Origin of the sequence: Mesorhizobium sophorae, from assembly GCF_002270415.1 — a bacterium.
GTDB classification, from domain to species: domain Bacteria; phylum Pseudomonadota; class Alphaproteobacteria; order Rhizobiales; family Rhizobiaceae; genus Mesorhizobium; species Mesorhizobium sophorae.
This window is the reverse complement of the sequence record NZ_NNRI01000003.1, coordinates 1-20,966: the sequence shown is the minus strand read 5'-3', so window position 1 is coordinate 20,966 and position 20,966 is coordinate 1. Positions and strand designations below refer to the sequence as shown.

The window sequence follows — 20,966 nt, the reverse complement described above, 5'->3', positions numbered from 1 at the left end:
TGGCGAAAAATCAGGAATTTAGAATAGCCATTGCACCTATGATGGATGGGGCAGATAGATAAGTAAAATCAGATAGTTGTGCGATGTCGTGTGCAAAAATCGCACACGAAAATTCTGCTTCTCTTCTTTTTTCGTTCCCACGACAGAGTCGCCGACAGTCCTATTTGGACGCTCTTTTGCCGACGATATTGGCCGCTTTATCACGGACGTTCGCTGCAATATTCGTGGGACGTATATGTCTGATGCGTATCGGCCGGCCCCGGCAGCTCTACAGCGGATCGAAGCGGCGGGATCACGTCGGGACCAGCGCGCGCTGATCGTTAGAAGCTTGCACCGCTGATATCGCCGCCAACAGCGTGGCGGCCACCGATCACAAACTGTTCGGCACTCATGGCGATGTGCTTGGCCGCCGCGCGAACGTCGCGTTCACGCCTCTCGAAGGGCTGGGACTCGGCGAGGGCCCGGGCTCCGATCAGATCGTTCACCCGCAGTACGACGCTCACTGCGACTTCAGCAGCGTGAGAACACGCAAGCCGGTAGTTGATCCGGGCCGCAACCAGATCAGAGCCCTCGCTTTCGACGGACGTGCACAAGGCCGACATGGCTGACCGCATGTAGGCGCCAGCCGCCCTACACTGCGAAAGGCAGCGCCCGATCTCTGCGTGAGCCAGTTCGCGTTCTGCGACGGGGGCGGTCATTCCCTGACGACGGTGGCTGGAGCTTAACGAGATGAGCGCGTCGATTGCGCCCTTCGCGATTCCAAGCGGCACTGTGGCAACAGTCCAGACAAAGGCGGAAATGCCCGGAAGGCGATAGACGACACCGGCGTGGGTAGGATTTGGCTGAAAGTCGCAAACGAATTCGGCTGGCAGGAACGCGTTGTCTGCCTCAAAGTCCCAGCTTCCGGTGCCTCTCATCCCTGACACATGCCAGTTGTCGGCTAGATTGACGGACTCACGGGGCAAGAACGCTAGAACGATCAGCCCACTGCCTTCGTTCACCTCACAAAGCGGGGCAAAGGTCGTGGCGTGTGGGGCGCCGCTGGCAAAAGGCCACCGGCCTGTGACGCGGTATCCACCCTTAGCAGGGACCGCCTTGCCAATCGCGCCTGTGCTTGAGGCGACGAAGGCCGACGGTTTCCCGAAAACCTTCTGTGCGGCGTCCAAGGGCAGGTATCCGCCAGCACGCGAAATGCCGCCTCCGTTTCCGACGAGCCAGCCGATTGTTCCGTCGACTGCTGCGGCATGCTCGACCACGTTCATAAAGTCGAGGGGCGAAAGCCCGCATCCGCCCAATTGAGCTGGCAGCAGAAGGCGGAAGAACCCCGCTCCGCTCAAGGCATTAAAAACCTCGTCCGACAGCCTTCGATCCGCGTCAAAGCGTCCAGATTGCTCTGCCAGCAAAGGGCGGATCTGTTCGAACCTTTCGATCATGGTTGCAGCGGTAGATGCCGATTGTCCGTCCAGCATGATGATCTCCTTCCAGAATGCCGTAATGGTCGGACTCGATGGGATGCGGGGCAACAGCAAACAATTCGAGGCAAGGTGAGTACAATTCATCTAGAGTTCGACGCATGCACCGCCTTCCGCCTCTTCGAGAGCTTCAGGCCTTCGAATCCGCGGCCCGCCTTTTGAGCTTCAGGAAGGCGGCCGAGGAACTGTCCGTCACACCCACAGCCGTCAGCCACCAGATACGGCTACTGGAGCGCTATTGCGGCCAGCCCCTTTTTCAGCGCCAGCCGAGGCCGTTGCAGCTCACCACTGCGGGCGCACAGCTTCTGCCGGTTGTCCGGGACGCTTTTCTGTCGATCTCGGACGAGCTTGCCCGCCTTACCCCTGGCAGCCCGATCGGCCATCTTCGGGTGACGACAACCAGCGCCTTCGCCGCGCGCTGGTTGGTGCCGCGCCTGGAAAGCTGGCGAGCGGAAGCGCCGGGATCGACGCTCGACCTTGTGGGAACGGATACGGTACTGAACCTTCGCACGGGCGAAGTTGACGTTGCGATCCGTTATGCGCGGCGATCCCCGACAGACGGAGTCGCGGTGGAGCTGCTTCGCGATACCTTCCACGTTGTTGCGGCGCCGTCGATTCTTCAGGGAGGCGTCCGCATGATCGAGCCTCAGGCGATCCTCGATCTGCCGCGTGTCGAGGTCGGCTGGCCCCTGACCGACGTAGGTGCGCCCACTTGGCGTCACTGGGAGACTGCGGCCCGAGCGGCAGGCCACCGAATCAGCGGCATCGTCCGGCCACCGCAACTGAAATTCCACGAAGAGCACCACGGGATCGAAGCGATCGTAGCCGGACAGGGTCTTGGGCTGTGTAGTGACGTGCTTGTTGCACGGGAACTTCGCGATGGCCGTCTTCTGCGAGTCAGCGATATCGTTCTGCCCGGCTACGGGTTCTACTTTGTCTATCGGGCCGGGCACCCGAGGCGCGGGGCCTTGGAAGCCCTGCTTCGCTGGATGCAGCGACAAGCCTCCGCGTGAAGCCGATTGTCGCTGCGCGTGCGCCGGCCCCCATGACCTCAATTGATACTTCGCGCCGACCCCGAATGGCAGGAATTCCGCAGCTGTGCTGCAGCAAGTCGCTTCCCAGTATCGTCCTACGGCAGGTTCGTCCGCAAAGCTGCCCTACGCAAACCGCCCCGCGTGAGCCGGTCTGAGGGTTCGAAGTGTCCGAGTCTGACTACTAGATCGCCGGTCGATGGGTCCGCTTCCGCACTTCGTGCGCCAAAAAGCCTTCAGTCCGCAAATGATGCGGTTGTCTAATCGCCGATGGGACGTCAAGCATGTAATTGCGTCGAGACGACGCTGCCGGGTGCATGGTTGTCTTCGCGGTCGACATCAGTCGCCGCATGATGGAGCTCCGCGGACGAGCCTTCAATGTGGACGACGCACTTTGCTGAGACAGCGGTGCAACCGCATCAGCGGAATGGCTCGGCTCACGTCCCGGCAGGGACGTCTCAGGCGCTCAGATCCTGAACGCTATTCGCAAGATTTCATGCTGTGGCGCCTGCATTTCGATCAAAGAACTCACCGGTTTTGAGCATCGAATGCATTATCACCGCCAGTTTGCGCGCCACAGCCACGGCAGCTCGTTTGAAGCCAATCCTCTCCCGGAGCTTGAGGCCCCACGTGCGCAGGCTGCTGTCGATCGAGCTGCGTGTCAGGATGACCGCCGCGGCCTCGTAGAGGAGCCCCCGCAAATGTCGATCGCCGCGCCGGGATATATGGCCGTCAAAATCGACTTCTCCCGATTGGTAGCGGGGAGTTGTCAGGCCTATCCATGCGGCTACAGAGCGGGACTTCTTGAAGTTGTTTGGATCTTCAACGGCGGTGACGAAAGAGGTCGCGGTGATCGCGCCGATGCCGGGGATCGACATGAGGATGCGGCAGGCTTGGCTTTGACGAGCACCCGCAACCAGTTGGCGCCCGAGCTCGGCGGCGCGAATGCGAATGCTGCGCCAAGCCTCCAACATCGGTAGCACGATAGGAGCAAGCTCGTTCTGATCGATAAGAAGGCTCCGGACATTCTTTTCGAATGTAGTTCCCTTACCTGCGGGAACGACCAGGCCGAACGTTTTCATGATCCCTCGGATCTGGTTGGAAAGCTCGACGGTGATCCGGACCAGCCGGGTGCGTGCTGCCACGAGCGTGCGGGTCAACATACTGTCGAAGCCTTTCACGCGTACCTCGCGAAAGAACCCTGCTTCAGCAAGACGCGCCAAACCATCGGCATCATTCGCATCCGTCTTGTTCGCCGCCATATCGAGAGCGGCTTTGGCATGGCGCGCATCGATGCAGATGGCTGGCAATCCCTCGGCGCGCAGCGCATGATAGAACCACACCGACAGCGGGCCGGTTTCGAACACGACGCGCTTTGCGGCCGGTGCCCGCTTGCGGACAAGCTCAGCAATGATGTTGGGATCAGATGCGCACTTCCCGCGCCAAATCCGTTCGCCTTCACGGCGGATCGATACTGCCGTCTCTTTCATCGACACGTCGAGACCAATATATTCTGTCATGGCTGTTCTCCGTTGATGCTGGGCCCGGCGTCAGGTCGTGAGCCCGAATTTCATCTTATCGGGGAACAGCCACCCTCCAAGGCTATGATCGGTTCTAGGGCGCGTCGCTCCCGCGATTACCCCATGTGGACGGCTCTCCTCCCTCCCTGCGGTATGTTCGGGGGATCAGAGATGGAGGAGCGCTATGATGAGCAACGTTATGACGGTCGGTCTGGATATTGCGAAGTCCGTGTTTCAAGTGCACGGCGTGGATGCGGCTGGTGAGGTTTCCGTTCGCAGGAAGCTGACGCGTGGGCGCGTACTGGCGTTCTTCGAGAGCTTGCCGCGATGCTTGGTGGGGATCGAGGCGTGCAGTTCATCGCATTACTGGGCCCGCGAACTGATCGCACGTGCCACGATGTGCGACTACTGCCGGCACAGTATGTGAAGCCCTATCTGAAGCGGCAGAAGAATGATGCTGCAGACGCAGAAGCCATCTGCGAGGCCGTGACACGACCGACTATGCGCTTCGTGCCAGTGAAGTCGCCCGACCAGCAAAGCGTTATGATGCTGCACCGCGTCCGGTTGATGCTCAACCGCCAGCGCACTCAGATATCGAACGCATTGCGGTCACACCTGTCTGAGTTCGGGGTCGTGGCGCCGACCGGGCGTAATGGAATTGAGCAACTGCTCGTGGTCATCAACGACGAGAACGATGCCAGGATACCGGCCGACGCACGACTTTGCCTGCGCATGCTCGAGGCGCAGCTCAATGTCGTGAAGGAACAGATTCTTGAGAACGATCGCCGGGTCCGGGCGAGTGCGCGAGGGACCGAGCTTGGCCGGAGGTTGATGGAGATCCCGGGCGTTGGCCCGCTGCTGGCGAGTGCATTCGTGGCTACGGTCGCCGATGCGCATGCGTTCAAGTCGGGGCGCAGTCTGTCGGCATGGATCGGGCTCGTGCCGAAGCAGAACTCAAGCGGGGGAAAGGAGAGGCTCGGCAGCATCTCCAAGGCCGGCAATCGCTATCTACGACAGTTGCTTGTGGTCGGCGCGATGGCGGTCATCCGCTATGCCGAGCGGAACGGGACCAGGAGGCCATGGCTTGTGCAGTTGATGGCGCGGCGAACGACCAAGGTTGCAGCAGTTGCGCTGGCCAACAAGACTGCCCGCATGGTCTGGGCACTGATGACGAACGGCGAGCGCTACAGGGAGCCGCTCATAGGCCACTGGTGAAGACCGCAAGCGTCAGCAAGAAACCTCCTGCGATTCCCAACAAAGCCTTCACGCTGCGCTCCTTCAACCCCTATCCCAAAGAGAATGCGGAGCGATGGATCTGGTTCCAGGAAGTGCGCTGGCGCGGAGTGCCTGTTTTGCCAGGCGTGCCGCGACGTGGGGCACCGACCGAGGCGCGTTTCGACTGTAAGATTTTAACCAAGGCGCATCGCTGCCCCCTCATTACATAAAAGTTGAAATGCGGCGCACTTGCATCATTGCTAATATACAGGCGGCGGGGCCTGCTGTCGTGGAATGGCTGGCTCCCGTCGCTTCGCAAGTGGGGCGGCGGGCCTTTTGCCTCCTACGCCAGAAAACTCTGCACTGGTTATCCACAGCGCTGCCAAAGCGATGGCGAAGGGGTTCGGCGACAAAGGGAGGGAGCACAGATGGCCGCCTATCTGAGAGTAAATCGTCACATGACAAGATTTCTGGTTGCTGCGCCAACTTCCACTTTTGGCCCATTCTGCCGCTCATGAAAGCATTCGGCTTCACCTGCGCACTTCTCGGCGTTCTGTTGCTCACAACAGGTTCCACCTTCGCTGCGGATTCCTCCGTCGTCGCGCCTGGTGCGAAGTTGGAAAAATTGGGCGAAGGTTATGGATACACCGAAGGTCCGGCAGCGGATGTTGATGGCAACGTGTTCTTCACCGACGACCCGAACGATCGTATCGTTAAGTGGAGCGCGGTAGACGGGAAATTCTTCGACTGGCTCAAGCCAGCGGGACGCGCGAATGGAACTTACTTCGACAAGGTCGGCAATCTCATCGCCGTCGCCCCCGATAAGGGCGAACTATGGTCCATTGCGCCCGACAAGAAAGTTACAGTGCTGGTGACCAACTTCGACGGCAAGGTTTTCAACGGCCCAAATGACTTGTGGATACGTCCAGACGGCGGCATCTATTTTACCGACCCTGATTTCGGTTCGGATCACGACCAAAGTAGCCGGGTGGAGGGGCAAAACGTCTACTTTGTCACGCCCGACCATAAGGCCGTTACGCGGATGACGGCCGACCTGTTTAAGCCTAACGGCATCATTGGTACGGCAGACGGCAAGGTGCTTTACGTGGGAGACTACGGCGCGGGCGAGACCTACGCCTACGACATAAATCCCGACGGCGCCCTCACGAACAAACGTCTTTTCTGCAATTTCGGTTCAGACGGCATGACCATCGATTCTGAGGGCAACGTCTATCTCACCCAGATTGGTGTGGCTGTGTTCGATAAAACGGGAAAGAAGATCGAACAAATCGACGTACCCGAGACGACGACGAATGTGACTTTTGGTGGCAAAGATAACGACCTGCTCTTCATCACCGCAACCGGCAGTGTTTACGGCCTCAAGATGCGGGTGAAGGGCGCGCGCTAGAAGCCCACAACCGGCACCGGCGCAACCGCGACTGGAAACCGACTTTCGATCGACAACGCTAGACTGCTGGGTTGAGACTTCAGTCTTAGTCCCGCCAATAGGCTTAATTGCGAAGTTGCTAATATACCCATAGTTTTGGCAGCGCGGGGGACGTCCAAACCAAACCCGCAGTGGCCGGTGCGGCCCGCCACCCAAAGAGCCCAACCGCACCGGCCATTACTCTACGGATGGGTGCCGTTTAAGATGACCGACAAGCCTGTGACAACCTACGTCGTGAGCGTGTTCGAGAAGCCGCACAGGCGCACGGTGCTGACCACCAAGGACAAGGAAAAGGCGTTCGCGCTCGATAAAGAGATCGGCGACAAGGTGCGGATCGAAGAGACAACGCCGAAGCCGAAGTGGCGGTAGGCTTTGAGTGATGGTGAGAGTCTAGCCAGCACCGCCACCGTGATTGCAACGATAGCTGCCGCTATCGTGCTGACATTTATGGCAGCTAGAAGATTTGAGCTACGGCGCCCAAATCCGATCGAGGCTCATATCGAGAGGAACATCTGAGGCGCTACGCTAGCACAGTTGCCTCGCACGCTGGCGAGCTAGATGCGGGCAGTGTGCGGTATTTCAGTAGCGGTAGTAGTGCCTACGATGGTAATACCCGTGGTGGTAGTAGTGCCTGTGGTGGTAGTAGTGCCTATAGTGATAGTAGTACCTGTGATGATAGTACCTGTGGTGGTAATAATACCTATGGTAGTAGTGCCTGTGATAATACACCGGTCGGTAATAGCCACCGCCGTAATACGGGTCGGGATAATACCCGCCATCGTAGTAGCCGCCACCGTAGTAGCCGTTGTTGAACATGCTTCCGATCAGGGCTCCTGCGACAAGTCCTCCCGGAAAGAAGTCATTGTAGCCGTCGTATCCGCGCCGATAGTAGCGGTGGCCATAGTAACCACCGCTGTATCGCCCATAATTGCCACCTGCCCAATGATTGTTGCGCCATCTGGCGCCCCGAACTTGGATGACGTGGGTCTGCGCGCTTTGCGCCTGAGGCACGAAAATTGGTGCGGCATCAACTGGCGCAGCGCTCGTTAGCGCTAACGCTGATATCAAGGCGGCTGCCATGCCGGTCAGGAACTTCATGATCAAGTCCTCGCTGATTGGGCACTCTTTTTGGCTATCCACAAAACGTCGTCGTTGCGAAATAGTTCCAGACTGATGAGCCGCGCCAGGCTGCTCGTCACAAGCTGCTGACAAGCCTAAATTCGCAAGGGCGTGCCGACGATATCAGCAGGAGGAAGAAGGCCGGCGCCATAGGGGGAGGTTGCCTGAAAGGCGCCGGCCAAGCGGAGCATCAGGTCCGCCGCAGCGCTAGATTAGCTGAGTCTTGACGCCACGTCATGCCTGCAAGTGTCGAGGCGCAATCGCCGACCTATGGCCCGGGATATATCTTTCAGCCGACGAACAGTCCGGTGTTATCAGCATGATCCCCGCATCGGGATCATAAAGGGCCTTGCCCCTCCTGGCCCTAGTTTGAGTCCGCTGTCTCCCCGGCAGCGGACCCGACCCATTCAGCGATGGCCCGGCGCAATGACTTAGCTTGCTCGACTGAAAACAACCGTGCCGTCGTCTTTGCGTATTTCCACCGCTACGATACCGTCATCCCGCTTCCGAGCGGGAAAGGTCGCAAAGACGTGGTCCCTCGCAGCCTTCTCGGTATCAAAAGGCGTCTTTTCAACGACGCCTTGTTTCCCATACCAAATCACTGTGTAGGCCACCGCTGCGATGCTCCTTACTCTGCCGACCCATTGTCGGCAAAGGGTGAGGCGCTCGGGACGCACTGCAGCGACCAACCGGCCGGCGTTGGCTGCTTCTGATATTCGGCGATAGCGGCAGCGCATTTTTCATGCGTGTCGAAGGTGCTGGGCAGCACGACCAATCCTCCCTGCGGACCGGCGATTACCAGATACCAGATCAACGCTGCGGTCGAAGCCATGGCAAATTCCTTCTTCCACCCGCTCGGGAGCCGCGGTGGGTCGGACGATGTCAATTAGACTTCGGCCGGGTGGCGAAAGCATGGCCGGCACGCAAGCTTCGCCCACGCAAGAGCGACGCCAGGCAGAAACGCGCGCTGGGGCGCTTTTCTGCTGCCTTGTAGCCGCTACGCATCGCGGCCAACTTAGCTTGCCAAGAACCTCTCCACTTTGCTCCCTTCCGACCAAAGGTGGTGCATTAGCCACAGTTAATATTAATCGGCAATATCATATTGCGCCAATCGCAAAGGTGTCTCGTAATGGCTCCATAGGGTGGCACCGCAATTGCGCTGTCAGCGGGGGCCCCGCCGCTTCCCCAATGGAGCGGCGGGTCTTGTTGGCTGATTTGAAAGCCGCCTAACCAAAGATGTTGGGTGTGATCGCGGAAGCTTTGCTAAGCGCTCCCGTCCGTCTCGCTGTCCTCATCGATCATCCGGACCGGCAGATAGGAATTCGTTTCCGGCCACCCCCGTAAGATCCTCGCGATAAGGTCGGGCCCGGACACCTTCATCTCGGTGGATATGGAATTGAGCGCGTCTTCCGTCATCGGCTCCAGCGGCACGCCAGCGACGTTGCGGAGCATCAAGGCAGCACGACGAAGGATGATCTGTAGATCCGCCCGCGACATAATCCGCGATCCTATCCGCAGCGCTCTCAAGCTCTTCAGCGATGGAAAGGCGGGTCACTTCGCCTTCCGCTTCGCGGGTCCTTTAGTGGCTGGCGCATCAGGCACAGCCTTTCGGCCCAAACCAAATTCCTTCGCCAGGGCTGATCGTTGCGCTGCGTAATTCGGAGCGACCATTGGATAATCAAGCGGCAAGCTCCACTTGGCGCGGTATTCGTCTGGTGTCATGCCGAGCAGTCCGAGGTGCCGTTTCATGGACTTGAACTTGCGGCCGTCTTCCAAGCTTAAAATGTAATCGGGAAACACTGGCGCTGGCTGACTTAGGCCGGACAATGACCGATGAACCGAGGCAATCAGTTCCGGCAGACTTGCTGCTGGAACTGAGTTGTTGCTTACAAATGCCGATACAATTTCGGTCGGTTAGTTCAGCTAACTCAGCGGTGCGATGTTCGGCTTCGTCGGTCATATGCTGGCAGGGGGCTGAGTACAGCCGCAACCATCGAAGCGTCTTCAACTGAGAACGGAACACGGCGCTCACAGGTGCACGCCTGCTTTGCGAAACCCCTCGAGCCACAGTTCACGGTCTTCGGTGAGCGCGCACATGCCTGCACAATTGCGGGCGAATGCCGGAATATCGAAACCTGTCGGTGCCTCGCCTAGAATTGCTTTTGCCTCATCGATCCTTCCCAGTTGCGAAAGGCACATCGACTGAAGCAATCTTACATAGAAAGGTGCGCCGTTAATTGTTTTGTAGGTATTAAGGGCTCCTTCAAAGTCACGCATTAGATACTGTACGTCTGCCAAGATAACCGTCCATCCCGGCGGCACGCGTGGCTCAGCCCGATTTACACGTTCAATTATTTCCCGTGCGCGATTGTGTTCGCCTATAAAGGCGAGAACTAGTGCGCGTGTGGCGGCCGTGGAGATGTCACGCGGATTGAGTAAACTTGCACTATCAGAGTATCGTCTTGCATTGTCTCCATCACCGAGCATTAGGTACGCAGCTGCTACCTGTTCAAGCACGTAGGCGTCTGTCTTGTCGGCAGCGATAGCTCTTTCAGCGTATCCGCGAGATAGTTCGGCGATTTTCATATGAGTGTCACGTGCGGATCCGGTGAATCGTCTATAGCCATACAAGCCACTCAACATGGCCAACGCTCTCGCATATTGAGGATCAACTTTGATCGCCTGATTCAGGCAGCTTATAGCATCCTCCTCATCGCCATTTCTCGAAGCCTGCCTGCCGCGCAACCACAAACTATAGGCGGTGGTGCTTGTCGTCGGATTTCGCTGACGAGCTTTGCTTGCTGCTTCATCTAGATTGTAAAAAAGCCGACCAAGAATGGCATCAACGATCTCGTCCTGAACTTGAAATATGTCTTCAATTTTCCGATCGAATTTTTCTGCGAACGCATGAGCCCCAGTTTGAACGTCAATGAGTTGAACTGTAGCACGCACCCTGTTGCCGGCCTGACGAATGCTTCCCTCGATCACAAAATCAGCCCGAAGCTTGCGGCCTATTTCCGCCACGTTTACGGACCGATCCTTAAACAGAGCTGTCGTGTTACGTGCAATCACTGACAGATGTTGATAGTGGGAAAGCTCCGTGATTATGTCCTCGGTTATTCCATCGGAGAAATAGTCTTGTGCTGGGTCGCCAGACATATTTGCGAACGGCAATACCGCCACCGTCGTACGCTCGTTGCCCCTTAAGGATTGGGCTTCTTGGACTCCTTCTGCGTCGCTGGGCCTGATGCGATAGGCGCGAATTGTCCTGGATATATTCTTGAGGGAGCTTTCCCCAATATCCTCGACTGAAATCTCGAGCTTTCCTTGAATCGCGTCGTACATTTGGCCCGAAATGCAAATACCTCCCGGCTCGGACAGGGTTTCAAGCCGAGCGGCGATGTTAACACCGTCACCGTAGACATCCGACTCGTCCTCTATGATGTCGCCTAGGTTAATGCCTATCCGCAATCTGATCCGGTTAGCATCTGCTAGCGGTTCATTTGCCTTGGCCATACGGAGCTGAAGTTCAAGCGCACAACTCACCGCATTTACCGCGCTTGCAAATTCGGCCAGGATTCCGTCACCCATGAACTTGACAATTCGACCTGCGTGCTCTCGAACGGCGGGCACCACGATCTCCCTTCGCCGTTCCTTGAGCACATCAAAAGTGCCGAGCTCATCCGCCTCCATGAGGCGGGAGTAACCAACCACGTCGGCTACTAGGATGGCAGCCAAACGGCGCTGCGCAGCATTTCCAACCACTGCCGACCAACCTCTTCCCATCGCCCCCAACCAATCTACAACACGGCGCAAATGTCTGCCAGAAACTTGCCTCAAGACGGTCGAGCAGGTTTTGGCGCGCGCCGATCGCCTTCCCACCGTGCATTCTGCACCTACCGTTCGACTGAACAGGGGTTGAGGAACCGATTCACTTCAAAATTCGATCCATCAAGTCCCAAACGTCTTCGCCCGGCAAAAGCCATCGGCGAACTCGCCATACAATGCATCGTCTGCCGCTTGCTCAACCGAATCACGCTGACGCTGGCGACGTCATCTGAGAAGCCGATCCGCATGATCGAGGCGCAGCTGAGCTTCTACGATGCCTTAGGCGGCTATATCGACTCGATGTTAGTCGACCGCGATATCACCATCGCCAGGGACAACCGTTCGTGCAGTCGGGCGTGTGGGACAGGTTCACCTTCGCGCGCCTACTAACCTAAAACACGACGAGGTGCGGTCGAAATCTGCACCCGAACCGTGCTCTTTCCGACGAGGTGGGTTGCACAACTGAGGTTAGGGTGAGCGCCGCGCCCTTGCCCTGGTTGGGTACGGTGGTGGCCTCGAATCCGGCAGAGCGGATATGGTCCTCGAAGCGGATTGCGGAGATCGCATCCTCTTGCGACCCGTCATGCGGCAGAAAGCATTCCGCGTTGCCGTAGCCCTTCGAACGCAGCCACTCGAGATGGGCTGCCAGCGGCTGATGGACCGCCTCGTAGTAGTCGAGCACACGGATCTCGCGACCGACGTATTGAACGATCCAGATTGCGGTCGCATCTCTGACGCCGATATCCCAAAAGGCCTTGATCGGGAGCAGGGGATCGCGAGCAACTTTGCCAATTCGGCCTTCGTGGCGAGCCGCGGTCAACGAGGCGGCGTAGTAGGCGCCGGTGAGCACGGTTGCATACTCGCCTTCCCAGATGTGACGATACTGGTCGGGATCAGTCCTCATGCAGTCCAGGCGCTCCTGTTCAAGCTCTGGCGGCAGCCATGGATTGTCTGACCAGTTTGCGCGGACCACCCTCGCTCCCGTCGGAGGCGCAAGCCCCCGCAGCATGACGTCCACTGGATCTGTCTTGCGACGAGGGTTCCAAGAAAACCATAACTGCGAACCCGGCGCCCGGATGGTTGGGCGCAAGAGCGCCAGGGACGTGGTCGAAAGCGTCTGGGCCTCCTCGACCCATGCCCTCCCAAAGCCCTCCAGTGATTTGATCGACTCGGCTGTGTGGTCCTGCATGCCCTGAAAGGTGATGACGCCATTGCCCGGCGTTTCGATCACTTCGCGGAAGATCTTGAAGCCGGCGGCCTCACCAAGCCGGCATTCAGCGAGCTTGTCCTCCAACAGGCGCTTTGCGGACTCCTTAAGGCTCTTCTGGACCTCCCGGATGCAGACCGATCGCAACCCACGCTCGGCGAGGCTGTCTTCGATCATCAGACTGGCGAAGAAATGCGATTTGCCCGATCCGCGACCGCCATGCGCCGCCTTGTAGCGGGCAGGGGCTAGCAGCGGTTGAAAGACTTCGGCCGTGTTGATGCGCAGCGTGGCCAACGGCGACATCGGTCAGCCAAGCCGGCCGCACCTGCTCCTGCAGCGCCCGCTAATGGTGGCTGACGAGATGAAAAATGGCTAGGGCACAACTAATGTGCCTGTTGGGGTGACCCGCCGTTGCCGCTAGTGGAACGGCGGGTCTTACTATTGAGCTATGCCGGAAGCCCGAAGACCAACTGTGATGTCTTGCCGCCCCGTGCTAGAAAATTCTGGTCACTAGATTGTCAAGTCGGGAATCCTCTCGATAAGCCAATCGCGCCACAACGGCCCCCAAGACACCAACGAGGGCCCCGCCGACTACGTCGGTCAGGTAGTAGTGCCAATGTAAATTCTCGACCAGCAAACCAGATTGCCAAAACTGAAAATGCTACTGTTCGGCGTGGCAGAGCTTGCATCGCAAACGCCGCAACGATCGCTATGGCAGCGGTAGCGTGGTCGGACGTGAACGACCAGTCGGCGCTAGGCGCACTCAATGAGACACGCCGGCATCGTAGGGCCGTATCCGGTGCACGAACAGAAGAATGAACTGGTTTATCGCCAGACCGAGCAAGAACGCGCATCCGGCCGACAAGGCAGCGTGACGAACATGGTATCGGTCGACTTTCACCCACCAGTGCAGAACCACAGCCAGCACCATCAACGGAACGCCAATTTGTGACACACCGATCATTACCCTATCAAGCAGCGGGTGAAGCCCGGCCGTAGCGTTGACCATTGGGTGAGAGTTGCATCCATTCTGTCTTGCTTCCGTTGTTGCTCGCGAGGTGCATTTATGAGAGCAGTCGATGAGCGCCGCATCCATCAAATCTTTGAAGTCAGCGTATGGCTAAAGGGGGCCCATGCCCTGATCGAATGCCTTGGCGGCATCCTGCTTTATCTCGTCACCACCGACACCATTGCCTCGTGGGTCAATGCCTTCACTCAAGATGAACTGATCGAAGATCCGAACGATTTCATGGCCGGCCATCTCTCGCAGGCGGCAAGCCATTTTTCGATCGCCAGCAAGGAGTTCTACGCCTTCTACCTACTCAGCCACGGCTTAATTAAGTTGGCCTTGGTACTTGGGCTCTTGCGAGGCAAGCTGTGGTCGTATCCGGCTTCGCTGGCCGCATTGGGAGCGTTCATGGTCTACCAGGTCTATCGGTATTCCTACACCCAGTCTCCCGGGCCTGCTCGTACGGACCGTGTTCGACGCGATTGTGATGGTGCTGATCTGGCACGAATGGGGCGTGATGCAGCGGCAAAGGCCCGCATAATAACGGGGTTATCCGCCTCGCCTTTGCTCAATGCGATTGATCGCAGAACAGCAAAGAATGGTTCAAGCGGAACCGACGCACCATCCTGCAACGGCGTCGGTGGGGTAGTGTACCCCGAGCACAGCGAGCGAAACGAAGTACGCTTTGACGCGGGGATCGGGATTGGCTTTGGCCAGAGTAGGACTCAGGCAAGATGGTGCTCCAGCGCCTGTAGCCCTTGCGAAGAAAAACGCCCAATGGCTCAAGCCTGGCCTTGTGGGCCGCGTCAAATTCCTGAAAGGCGAGTAGCAGCTGCGCCACGCCTCGTTGCAGGATTTTTGGGAGAAACCCTAGAGGGGCGACCTTCTTAGCGTAGACGGCGACTGCGCATAGGAAAGCCGATGCGGCAGCATCGCACATGCTGCAGGAGACGGACCTTTGGCGAAAAGAACGGCCTCTTCGACGGACGGATAAGCCGTGCTTTGTGGGTTCACGGCAGCCAGGTTCTGCTTAGCCGCTTAGGCTTCCGCCACAAGCGAGGACGAACGCTGCGGCCCCAAACAACGAGCCTGATCATCGATTTCACTCCGGACAGAACCTGCCTATACCTTGCTAGAGGTCCTCAAATCCCAGTCGGACAAATTGGTCGAACCCTCCGGACAGCGCCGTAATGACATCCCACAACATTAGAGCGTCGCTGGCGGAACTTTTGTGAAGCTGAACCTTTCCTCCACCTGAACCGTTGAGAGGAGACCAAAATGGCAAATCTGGGAAAATTGGCCATCGCGATGCTTGGCGTCCTGGCATACCAAAATCGGGACAAGATCGGCGACATGATCCGTGAAGCGGGAAATCGTAATCCCAACGACCCGCAAGGCGGGATTCTGGATCAGATATCGAAAGGGGTATCCGGGACGGCCCTTGGCGACATTCTCGACCGATTCAGAGGGGCAGGGGCAGGATCGAAAGTCGACTCTTGGGTTGGCACCGGGCCGAACGAGCCGATCCAGCCAAGTGACGTGGAAGCGGCCATTGACGAAGACACGCTCACTTCCCTTTCGATGCAGACCGGTCTTTCGCGCGAGGACCTCATCCGCAGGATCACGCGAGATTTGCCCGAGGCAGTCAACAAGATGACGCCATATGGCGATTTGCCATCTGAGCGAGCCCAAAGTTCGGATGAGACCACCCTGCTCGACGACGTGCCCCGGCGGAAGCAAGCTGGCTCAACCGGTCAAAGCGATGTCTAGAGTGACGGCTATACACCGGGGAGACCTATTGGATCGTACAGGCCCGGCAGCCCGGAAAAGTCGGCTGGGCTATCAAGGCGCCAAGGCAGACAGCGTAATTGCTGAGTTGGATTTGTTGGCCGCGTTACTCGATTCCCGTTGGCGCATTCCGGGCACATCAATTCGTTTTGGATTGGATGCCCTTGTTGGTAGGTGCCCGTTCTTGGAGACGCAGCGACGGGCATGGTCTCGGCTTATATCGTCTTGCGAGCCCAAAACTGCGGTGCTGGAAAGCGTCTGGTCGCCCGCATGTTAGGGAACGTACTGCTTGATACAGTAATAGGAAGAAGCTCGCCGAAGCGACGGCGGCGCCGTCCCCGTTTCGTCGATTGCTTCCAGACTCGCCATCTTCTGGAGGTTTTTTTGCTCATAACCGATACCAGAGAGCAAGAGTATTCGAGTAAGCCTTAGTGCGCGCCCAACGACCCGCCCGGGTTATCTCATCTGTGAAATGACGCGTGATCCTTAGGATCACGCGTCTCAATCATGAGTCTGGGTGCAAGGTCGATCGTGGGCTCAGCGTTTAATCATCCGCGCTACGGCAATCAAAATACACGCACCGATGAAGCCCGCGACAAGATAGCCGAGCCAGCCGGCCAACGATACGCCGAGCAGCCCGAGAAGGACGTTGGCGACGATGGCACCGACTATCCCCAAAATGATATTCATGAGCACGCCCATATTGCTTTTCATGAACATCTCTGCGAGCCATCCGGCGATACCGCCGATTATGATCGCTGCGATCCAGCCAACACCTGGGTTTTGCATTGTTTCCCCTTCCTCGAACCCCAATTGGTTCGGCGGGAGAACGTTTCATAAGGCAACAAAGTTCCGCGACATCAGATGTCCGGCATCCTGAAAAACGCTTTGTTGCGCATAACCTCGGCACGTCACTTTCCGAGCATGTAATCGAATAGCATCTCCTGGACCGCCTCGACTAGGCTCAGGACCTATTAATTTGGATTGAGATGTGATTCACGGTTTCCGAGAAGGAGGCCGTGATGGGTTATTTGTTTCTGCTGAGCGAGCGCCAGATGGCGCGGATATCGCCGCATTTTCCGCTGTCGCATGGCGTTCCACGGGTCGATGACCGACGGGTGGTGAGCGGGATCGTCTACGTGATCAGGAACGGCCTGCAGTGGAAGGATGCGCCAACGGGCTATGGCCCGCCCAAGACGCTTTACAACCGCTTCATCCGTTGGAGCAGGATGGGCGTGTTCGACCGTATCTTCGCCGGCCTTGCCGGCGAAGGGCCGAAGCCCGAGCGCATCATGATCGACGCCACGCATCTGAAGGCCCACCGCACCGCGGCGAGCCTGCTCAAAAAGGGGATGTTCCCCGTCGTATCGGGCGAACAAAAGGTGGGCTGAACTCGAAGCTCCACACCGTTTGCGACGGTGAAGGACGGCCGATCATCCTGCTCCTGTCGGAAGGCCAAATGAGCGACCACAAGGGCGCCCGTCTCGTCCTTGACGCCTTGCCACCAGCCTCTCATCTGATCGCCGATCGCGGCTACGACAGTGCCTGGTTCCGCGAGCAACTCGCAGCCAGGGGCATTGAGCCGTGCATCCCCTCGAGCCGAAGCCGCAAAGTCCCATACGCCCACGACACAGCGCTCTACCGCCACCGCCACAAGGTCGAGAACCTGTTCGCCAAACTCAAGGACTGGCGCCGCATCGCAACCCGCTACGACCGATGCGCCCATACCTTCTTCTCGGCCATCTGCATCGCTGCCGCCGTCATCTTTTGGCTCTGATCAATGAGTCCTGACCCTAGCACTACTTTGGCACTTTAGGTTCGACGGCGTCGGCGAGGAGTTTCTCACAGTGGGGGCATCGCCTGGGTGGCGGCCGTGCGAAGAGGTCGAGGATGGCTTGCCTGATGGCCGGCATGCTCGGTTGTGGCGGCGGTCCTCCGACTCTTTTTTTTCCGGCCCGCTGCTTTGAGGCGGCGGGCTTGGAGGAAGGCGTAGGCGATCATGGTCATCAGGGCGTGTCGGTGTAACCCGGTCCAGGATCTGCCTTCGAAGTGGTCGAGGCCGAGTTCCTCCTTGAGCTGCTGATGCGCCTGCTCACAGACCCATCTGGCTTTGATCGTGGCAGCGAGCATCTTGAGGCTCGCATCGGCCGGCAGGTTCGACACATAGTATTTTTGCTCGCCAGTCGACCGGCGCTCGCCGACGAGCCAGACTTCGTCGCCGGGCATGCACTGCATACGATTATCGAGCATGCGGTGCTTATGGCCATCCGCAACGCGGACACGGCGGGCCGCGAAGAGACATGTCAGCCGACCTTTGGTGCCCCGCCGCCAGCTGACCCTTTGCCATTTCCCTCCGGCCAACAACGCTTCAGCACAGACCGGGGGCTGATCAGGGATGTGGTATTTGCGGGGCTTTCCGGTCTTCGCGACGGGGAAAATCAGGGCAACGTCGGCGGGATAGACGTTCTGGCGTCGCGACAGACCCACCGCCCACAGCAGACCGCGCTCGCTTAAAGCCTGACGGAAAGGCCCGCTGGAGCCGTACCCTGAATCGGCAAGCACACAGCCAAAACGCGCACCGGAGGCGATGACGCGGTCGATCTCCTCGATCGCAATCTCCGGCTTTGTCAGAGCAGTCTGTCTATCCTTCGGCACATGGGCTCGCGCCATGCGCTCAGGATCATCTGTCCAGCTCTCGGGCAGGAATAGCCGCAGGCCCACCATCACCGGCACCTCGCGCGAGGCCAGCGTTACCGAGACCAGCGATTGACAATTGGCCGTCTTCCCAAGCGACGAGGCATATTGTGGCGCGACGCCAACCGAGTGACGTCCCTTCTTGGGCAACGCCGTGTCATCGATGACAAGAAAGCCAGCCTCATCGCCAACCAGGCCATCTGCCTCCTTCAGCAGGGCAGCCTCGAGTGGAGCACTGTCCCAAACTCCGGCAGCGACGAAATGATGAAGCTGATCGTAGCCGACCTCGCCAGCGCGCGCCGCCATCGGCTGAACGCTCTTGCGGTCTCCTGGGCCAATCAACCCAGCGATATAGGCCGGACACATCCGTGCCCTCGTCTTGTGCCGTAGCGCCGCGACAAACGGCCCGAGCCAGCGATCCAGATCGGCTTGCCAGTCCACCTCCATTGATCGGCCCTCCATAAGCCGACCTCCCATGAATCACGCAAACCCTCTCTTGGGAATCACAAAAACTCACCCGTTGCTAAAAAAAATGCCAAAGTAGTGCTAGCTGATCGCCCTTGGCTGTCTTGCACATGTAGCGATGTAGCGCCGTTGCGCGCACGTGCAGCAAGTCTGGGACTGGTCGCTGTACTTGGCTTCATGTTGGTAAGCTCTCTCGTTGCGAGCGCAGCAATTTCGGCACAGGGCAACATCATCAACGCTCACTTGCCATTCGGCACAATCGTGCTCAGCGTGATCAATGCAGTGGTATGGTTTCGTTCGTCCTGATCTCAGCGATGGTTCGCCGCAATCTTATACGATCCTGCCTGATCGAACCCCGGAACGGCGCGACGTCAGGATTGGGGCTGTTGTGACCGCTGCGATGTTCACGCTCGGCAAGTCGCTTATCGGTTGTTACATCGCTCCAGTGCGATTGCGTCTTCATATGGGGCTGCTGGTGGGCTGCTCGTCATATTCTCGGCGCGGAATTCACTCGCGCCTATTCCGTTCGACACGGCAGGAGGTCCTGCTGGTGTTGTCGTGCTGTTTGCGGTGGCATGGCTAGCGCAACGCTGACCAGCTTGAGTGCTCACGCAGTAGGGTAGCGTCTAAAAGTCTGCGCACGCCCGGGCAGTATGTACCCCGGTTCGCGTGAAAGCACGGAACCTTTCGGTTCGCCCTCTCTTTCTCCCGAAGCCAATTGGGGCAAGGAGCATTGTAATGAAAACGCTGGCCGATATTTTTGAGCATACCCTTGAGGACATGTATTATGCGGAGAATGCGATCACCAAGGCTTTGCCGAAAGTGGCCGCGGCCGTGGAGGACGCCAAGCTAAAGAAGGCGGCCGAGGATCACCTTGAAGAGACGAAGGGGCAGATCAGTAAGCTGGCACAGGTGTTCAAGTCGATAGGGAAGAAAGCATCTGGTGAGAAGTGCGCCGCTATCGAGGGGCTCATCAAGGAAGCCGACGGGCTGATGGAAGAAGCGTCGGGGACGGCCCTCGATTCTGGCTTGTTGGCGGCCTGCCAAGCAATCGAGCACTACGAAATTTCCCGGTATGGCTCTCTGCGGGAATGGGCAAAGGACCTCGGGCACGACGAGGCGCACAAGTTGCTTAGCGACATCCTCGACCAGGAGAAAGCCACCAACAACAAGCTGACGAACCTTGCGGTTACGTCGATCAACAGGACAAATTGATCTCCGGCCTTGGCTTGAGGACGGTTAGGGCGCAACGCATACAGCCAGCCTTAAAACGGGATAGGAGATCGGTGATGCGCGTCATGGTGCTCGTGAAGGCGACAGGAGACAGCGAAAAAGGCACTCTCCCCCACGGCCCACGCCTTTGAGGCGATGGGTCGATTTAACGATGAACTGCGTAAAGCCGGGATTTTGCGGGACGCAGACGGTCTTGAGCCTTGATCGAAGGGCAAGCTTATTGCGTTCAATGGTCCCGGCCGCACGGTAATCGACGGGCCTTTCGCCTGCACCCGCGAACTGGTCGCCGGATTCTGGCTCTGGGAAGTGGAGGATATGGACGACGCGGTGGCCTGGGTCAGACGCTGCCCTAATCCGATGCCCGGTCCATGTGAAATTGAGATTCGGCCGCTGCAAGAGATGGCTGATTTAGAACGGCGGGAACATGGCGGTGGAGGCGGGGTCAAGGCTGGTGCTGGCGCTTCCATAGGCGGCAGCAGCGGAGCTAATGCCGGCGCGGGCGCAAGTGTTGGCGGTTCCAATGGTGGAAGAAGAATCTGGCCGTGTCGGATGCGCGGGCCGGATCGTGCCTATTGGCCGCCTTCCACAACAAGTTGCCGGCGATTGCAAAGACCGCGATCCCGACCAGCAAGCCGATCAGCAGCGGCATGTTGCCGTGGTCGAACTTGTGCTGGTAGAACAGGTAGATCCCGGCGAACTCGCCGCCAATGGCTGCAGGTGACAACCGTGTTCGAGAAAAGGCCTTTGCCATGGCGATGGAGATCGGCGACAAGGTGCGGATCGAACAGATCACGCCGAAGCCGAAGAGGCGCTAGCTGACCAGCAGGTAGACGCCCCACATGCCGGCCGTAAGCCCTCCTCCATACCCGCGCCAGATTCCGGGCTTTCTGAAATCCGAACTCTATTTGCTACGGCCGGCCTGCCTCTTAGGTCTGACC

Annotated in this window: 20 protein-coding genes and 3 pseudogenes; 11 read left to right on the top strand and 12 right to left on the bottom strand. The window is 58.3% G+C overall.

The features are described from left to right. Positions 1-320: 320 nt before the first annotated feature. The gene (locus CGZ66_RS02880) at positions 321-1,469 is read right to left on the bottom strand and encodes an acyl-CoA dehydrogenase family protein (protein ID WP_167391966.1); all 1,149 of its coding nucleotides are present in this window, start codon (positions 1,467-1,469) and stop codon (positions 321-323) included. Between the two features lie 104 nt (positions 1,470-1,573). Between CGZ66_RS02880 and CGZ66_RS02875 the strand changes: the two genes are divergently transcribed. Beyond that, positions 1,574-2,485, top strand: a complete 912-nt coding sequence (locus tag CGZ66_RS02875) for a LysR substrate-binding domain-containing protein (RefSeq protein WP_095081359.1) — start codon at positions 1,574-1,576, stop codon at positions 2,483-2,485. 512 nt (positions 2,486-2,997) lie between these two features. Here CGZ66_RS02875 and CGZ66_RS02870 read toward each other — a convergent pair. Then, entirely contained in the window at positions 2,998-4,023 is a 1,026-nt protein-coding gene (locus tag CGZ66_RS02870) for an IS110 family RNA-guided transposase (protein WP_095081357.1), read from the bottom strand. 187 nt (positions 4,024-4,210) lie between these two features. Between CGZ66_RS02870 and CGZ66_RS02865 the strand changes: the two are divergent. The 3 genes and pseudogenes from CGZ66_RS02865 (at position 4,211) to CGZ66_RS39740 (ending at position 7,054) form a co-directional block, all read left to right on the top strand. After that, a pseudogene (locus CGZ66_RS02865) lies at positions 4,211-5,238 on the top strand (IS110 family RNA-guided transposase). A gap of 514 nt (positions 5,239-5,752) precedes the next feature. Further along, positions 5,753-6,646, top strand: coding sequence for an SMP-30/gluconolactonase/LRE family protein (locus CGZ66_RS02860; protein ID WP_095081355.1), 894 nt, complete (start codon positions 5,753-5,755; stop codon positions 6,644-6,646). A gap of 243 nt (positions 6,647-6,889) precedes the next feature. Beyond that, positions 6,890-7,054: a hypothetical protein gene (locus tag CGZ66_RS39740; protein ID WP_167391965.1), complete on the top strand. Its 165-nt coding sequence runs from the start codon at positions 6,890-6,892 to the stop codon at positions 7,052-7,054. 210 nt (positions 7,055-7,264) lie between these two features. Here CGZ66_RS39740 and CGZ66_RS02855 read toward each other — a convergent pair whose 3' ends face one another. The 5 genes and pseudogenes from CGZ66_RS02855 to CGZ66_RS02830 all read right to left on the bottom strand — a co-directional run bounded on the left by CGZ66_RS02855 (position 7,265) and on the right by CGZ66_RS02830 (position 11,569). Continuing rightward, complete coding sequence (locus CGZ66_RS02855) at positions 7,265-7,783, bottom strand: BA14K family protein (RefSeq protein ID WP_143748655.1); 519 nt, start codon at positions 7,781-7,783, stop codon at positions 7,265-7,267. A 649-nt stretch (positions 7,784-8,432) separates the two neighbouring features. Continuing rightward, positions 8,433-8,636 (bottom strand): hypothetical protein, encoded by a 204-nt coding sequence (locus tag CGZ66_RS02845; protein WP_095081349.1) that lies wholly within the window; start codon positions 8,634-8,636, stop codon positions 8,433-8,435. 431 nt (positions 8,637-9,067) lie between these two features. Beyond that, positions 9,068-9,301 carry a hypothetical protein gene (locus CGZ66_RS02840; protein ID WP_143748654.1) on the bottom strand — a complete coding sequence of 78 codons (234 nt, stop codon included), beginning with the start codon at positions 9,299-9,301 and terminating at the stop codon, positions 9,068-9,070. A gap of 54 nt (positions 9,302-9,355) precedes the next feature. Beyond that, positions 9,356-9,764, bottom strand: a pseudogene (locus CGZ66_RS02835) (Ros/MucR family transcriptional regulator). A gap of 68 nt (positions 9,765-9,832) precedes the next feature. Continuing rightward, entirely contained in the window at positions 9,833-11,569 is a 1,737-nt protein-coding gene (locus CGZ66_RS02830) for an adenylate/guanylate cyclase domain-containing protein (protein WP_167391964.1), read from the bottom strand. A 51-nt stretch (positions 11,570-11,620) separates the two neighbouring features. Here CGZ66_RS02830 and CGZ66_RS02825 point away from each other — a divergent pair, with 51 nt between their 5' ends. Continuing rightward, complete coding sequence (locus CGZ66_RS02825) at positions 11,621-12,022, top strand: hypothetical protein (RefSeq protein WP_143748652.1); 402 nt, start codon at positions 11,621-11,623, stop codon at positions 12,020-12,022. Position 12,023: 1 nt separating this feature from the next. Here CGZ66_RS02825 and CGZ66_RS02820 read toward each other — a convergent pair whose 3' ends face one another. Together CGZ66_RS02820 and CGZ66_RS40575 are read right to left on the bottom strand one after the other, a co-directional pair. After that, positions 12,024-13,142 (bottom strand): PBSX family phage terminase large subunit, encoded by a 1,119-nt coding sequence (locus CGZ66_RS02820; protein ID WP_342586834.1) that lies wholly within the window; start codon positions 13,140-13,142, stop codon positions 12,024-12,026. Between the two features lie 460 nt (positions 13,143-13,602). Then, on the bottom strand, positions 13,603-13,848 hold the full coding sequence (locus CGZ66_RS40575; RefSeq protein WP_245330981.1) for a hypothetical protein: 246 nt from the start codon (positions 13,846-13,848) through the stop codon (positions 13,603-13,605). Positions 13,849-13,905: 57 nt separating this feature from the next. Here CGZ66_RS40575 and CGZ66_RS41490 point away from each other — a divergent pair, with 57 nt between their 5' ends. The 3 genes from CGZ66_RS41490 (at position 13,906) to CGZ66_RS41630 (ending at position 16,068) form a co-directional block, all read left to right on the top strand. Next, positions 13,906-14,739: a DUF2127 domain-containing protein gene (locus CGZ66_RS41490; protein ID WP_342586833.1), complete on the top strand. Its 834-nt coding sequence runs from the start codon at positions 13,906-13,908 to the stop codon at positions 14,737-14,739. Positions 14,740-15,126: 387 nt separating this feature from the next. Continuing rightward, positions 15,127-15,618, top strand: coding sequence for a YidB family protein (locus CGZ66_RS02800; protein ID WP_095081343.1), 492 nt, complete (start codon positions 15,127-15,129; stop codon positions 15,616-15,618). Positions 15,619-15,840: 222 nt separating this feature from the next. Next, a complete protein-coding gene (locus CGZ66_RS41630; RefSeq protein ID WP_143748650.1) occupies positions 15,841-16,068 on the top strand; it encodes a DUF4112 domain-containing protein in 228 nt (75 codons plus the stop codon). A 105-nt stretch (positions 16,069-16,173) separates the two neighbouring features. Here the strand turns inward: CGZ66_RS41630 and CGZ66_RS02790 are convergent, their stop codons facing one another. Next, positions 16,174-16,425: a GlsB/YeaQ/YmgE family stress response membrane protein gene (locus CGZ66_RS02790; protein WP_095081484.1), complete on the bottom strand. Its 252-nt coding sequence runs from the start codon at positions 16,423-16,425 to the stop codon at positions 16,174-16,176. A 233-nt stretch (positions 16,426-16,658) separates the two neighbouring features. On the opposite strand from CGZ66_RS02790, the gene CGZ66_RS02785 reads away from it, so the two are divergent. Next, a protein-coding gene (locus tag CGZ66_RS02785; protein ID WP_095081339.1) for an IS5 family transposase occupies positions 16,659-17,413 on the top strand; the annotation gives its coding sequence in 2 pieces (ribosomal slippage) (positions 16,659-16,992 and positions 16,992-17,413; 756 coding nt in all). A 65-nt stretch (positions 17,414-17,478) separates the two neighbouring features. Here CGZ66_RS02785 and CGZ66_RS02780 read toward each other — a convergent pair. Then, complete coding sequence (locus tag CGZ66_RS02780) at positions 17,479-18,792, bottom strand: IS701 family transposase (protein ID WP_425352252.1); 1,314 nt, start codon at positions 18,790-18,792, stop codon at positions 17,479-17,481. Between the two features lie 741 nt (positions 18,793-19,533). Between CGZ66_RS02780 and CGZ66_RS02770 the strand changes: the two genes are divergently transcribed. Both CGZ66_RS02770 and CGZ66_RS02765 read left to right on the top strand, forming a co-directional pair. Next, entirely contained in the window at positions 19,534-20,010 is a 477-nt protein-coding gene (locus CGZ66_RS02770) for a YciE/YciF ferroxidase family protein (RefSeq protein ID WP_095081332.1), read from the top strand. A 74-nt stretch (positions 20,011-20,084) separates the two neighbouring features. Beyond that, positions 20,085-20,436 (top strand): annotated as a pseudogene (locus tag CGZ66_RS02765) (YciI family protein); the annotation flags it as partial. 76 nt (positions 20,437-20,512) lie between these two features. Here CGZ66_RS02765 and CGZ66_RS40560 read toward each other — a convergent pair. After that, entirely contained in the window at positions 20,513-20,800 is a 288-nt protein-coding gene (locus tag CGZ66_RS40560) for a hypothetical protein (protein WP_245330984.1), read from the bottom strand. Between the last annotated feature and the right edge of the window lie 166 nt (positions 20,801-20,966).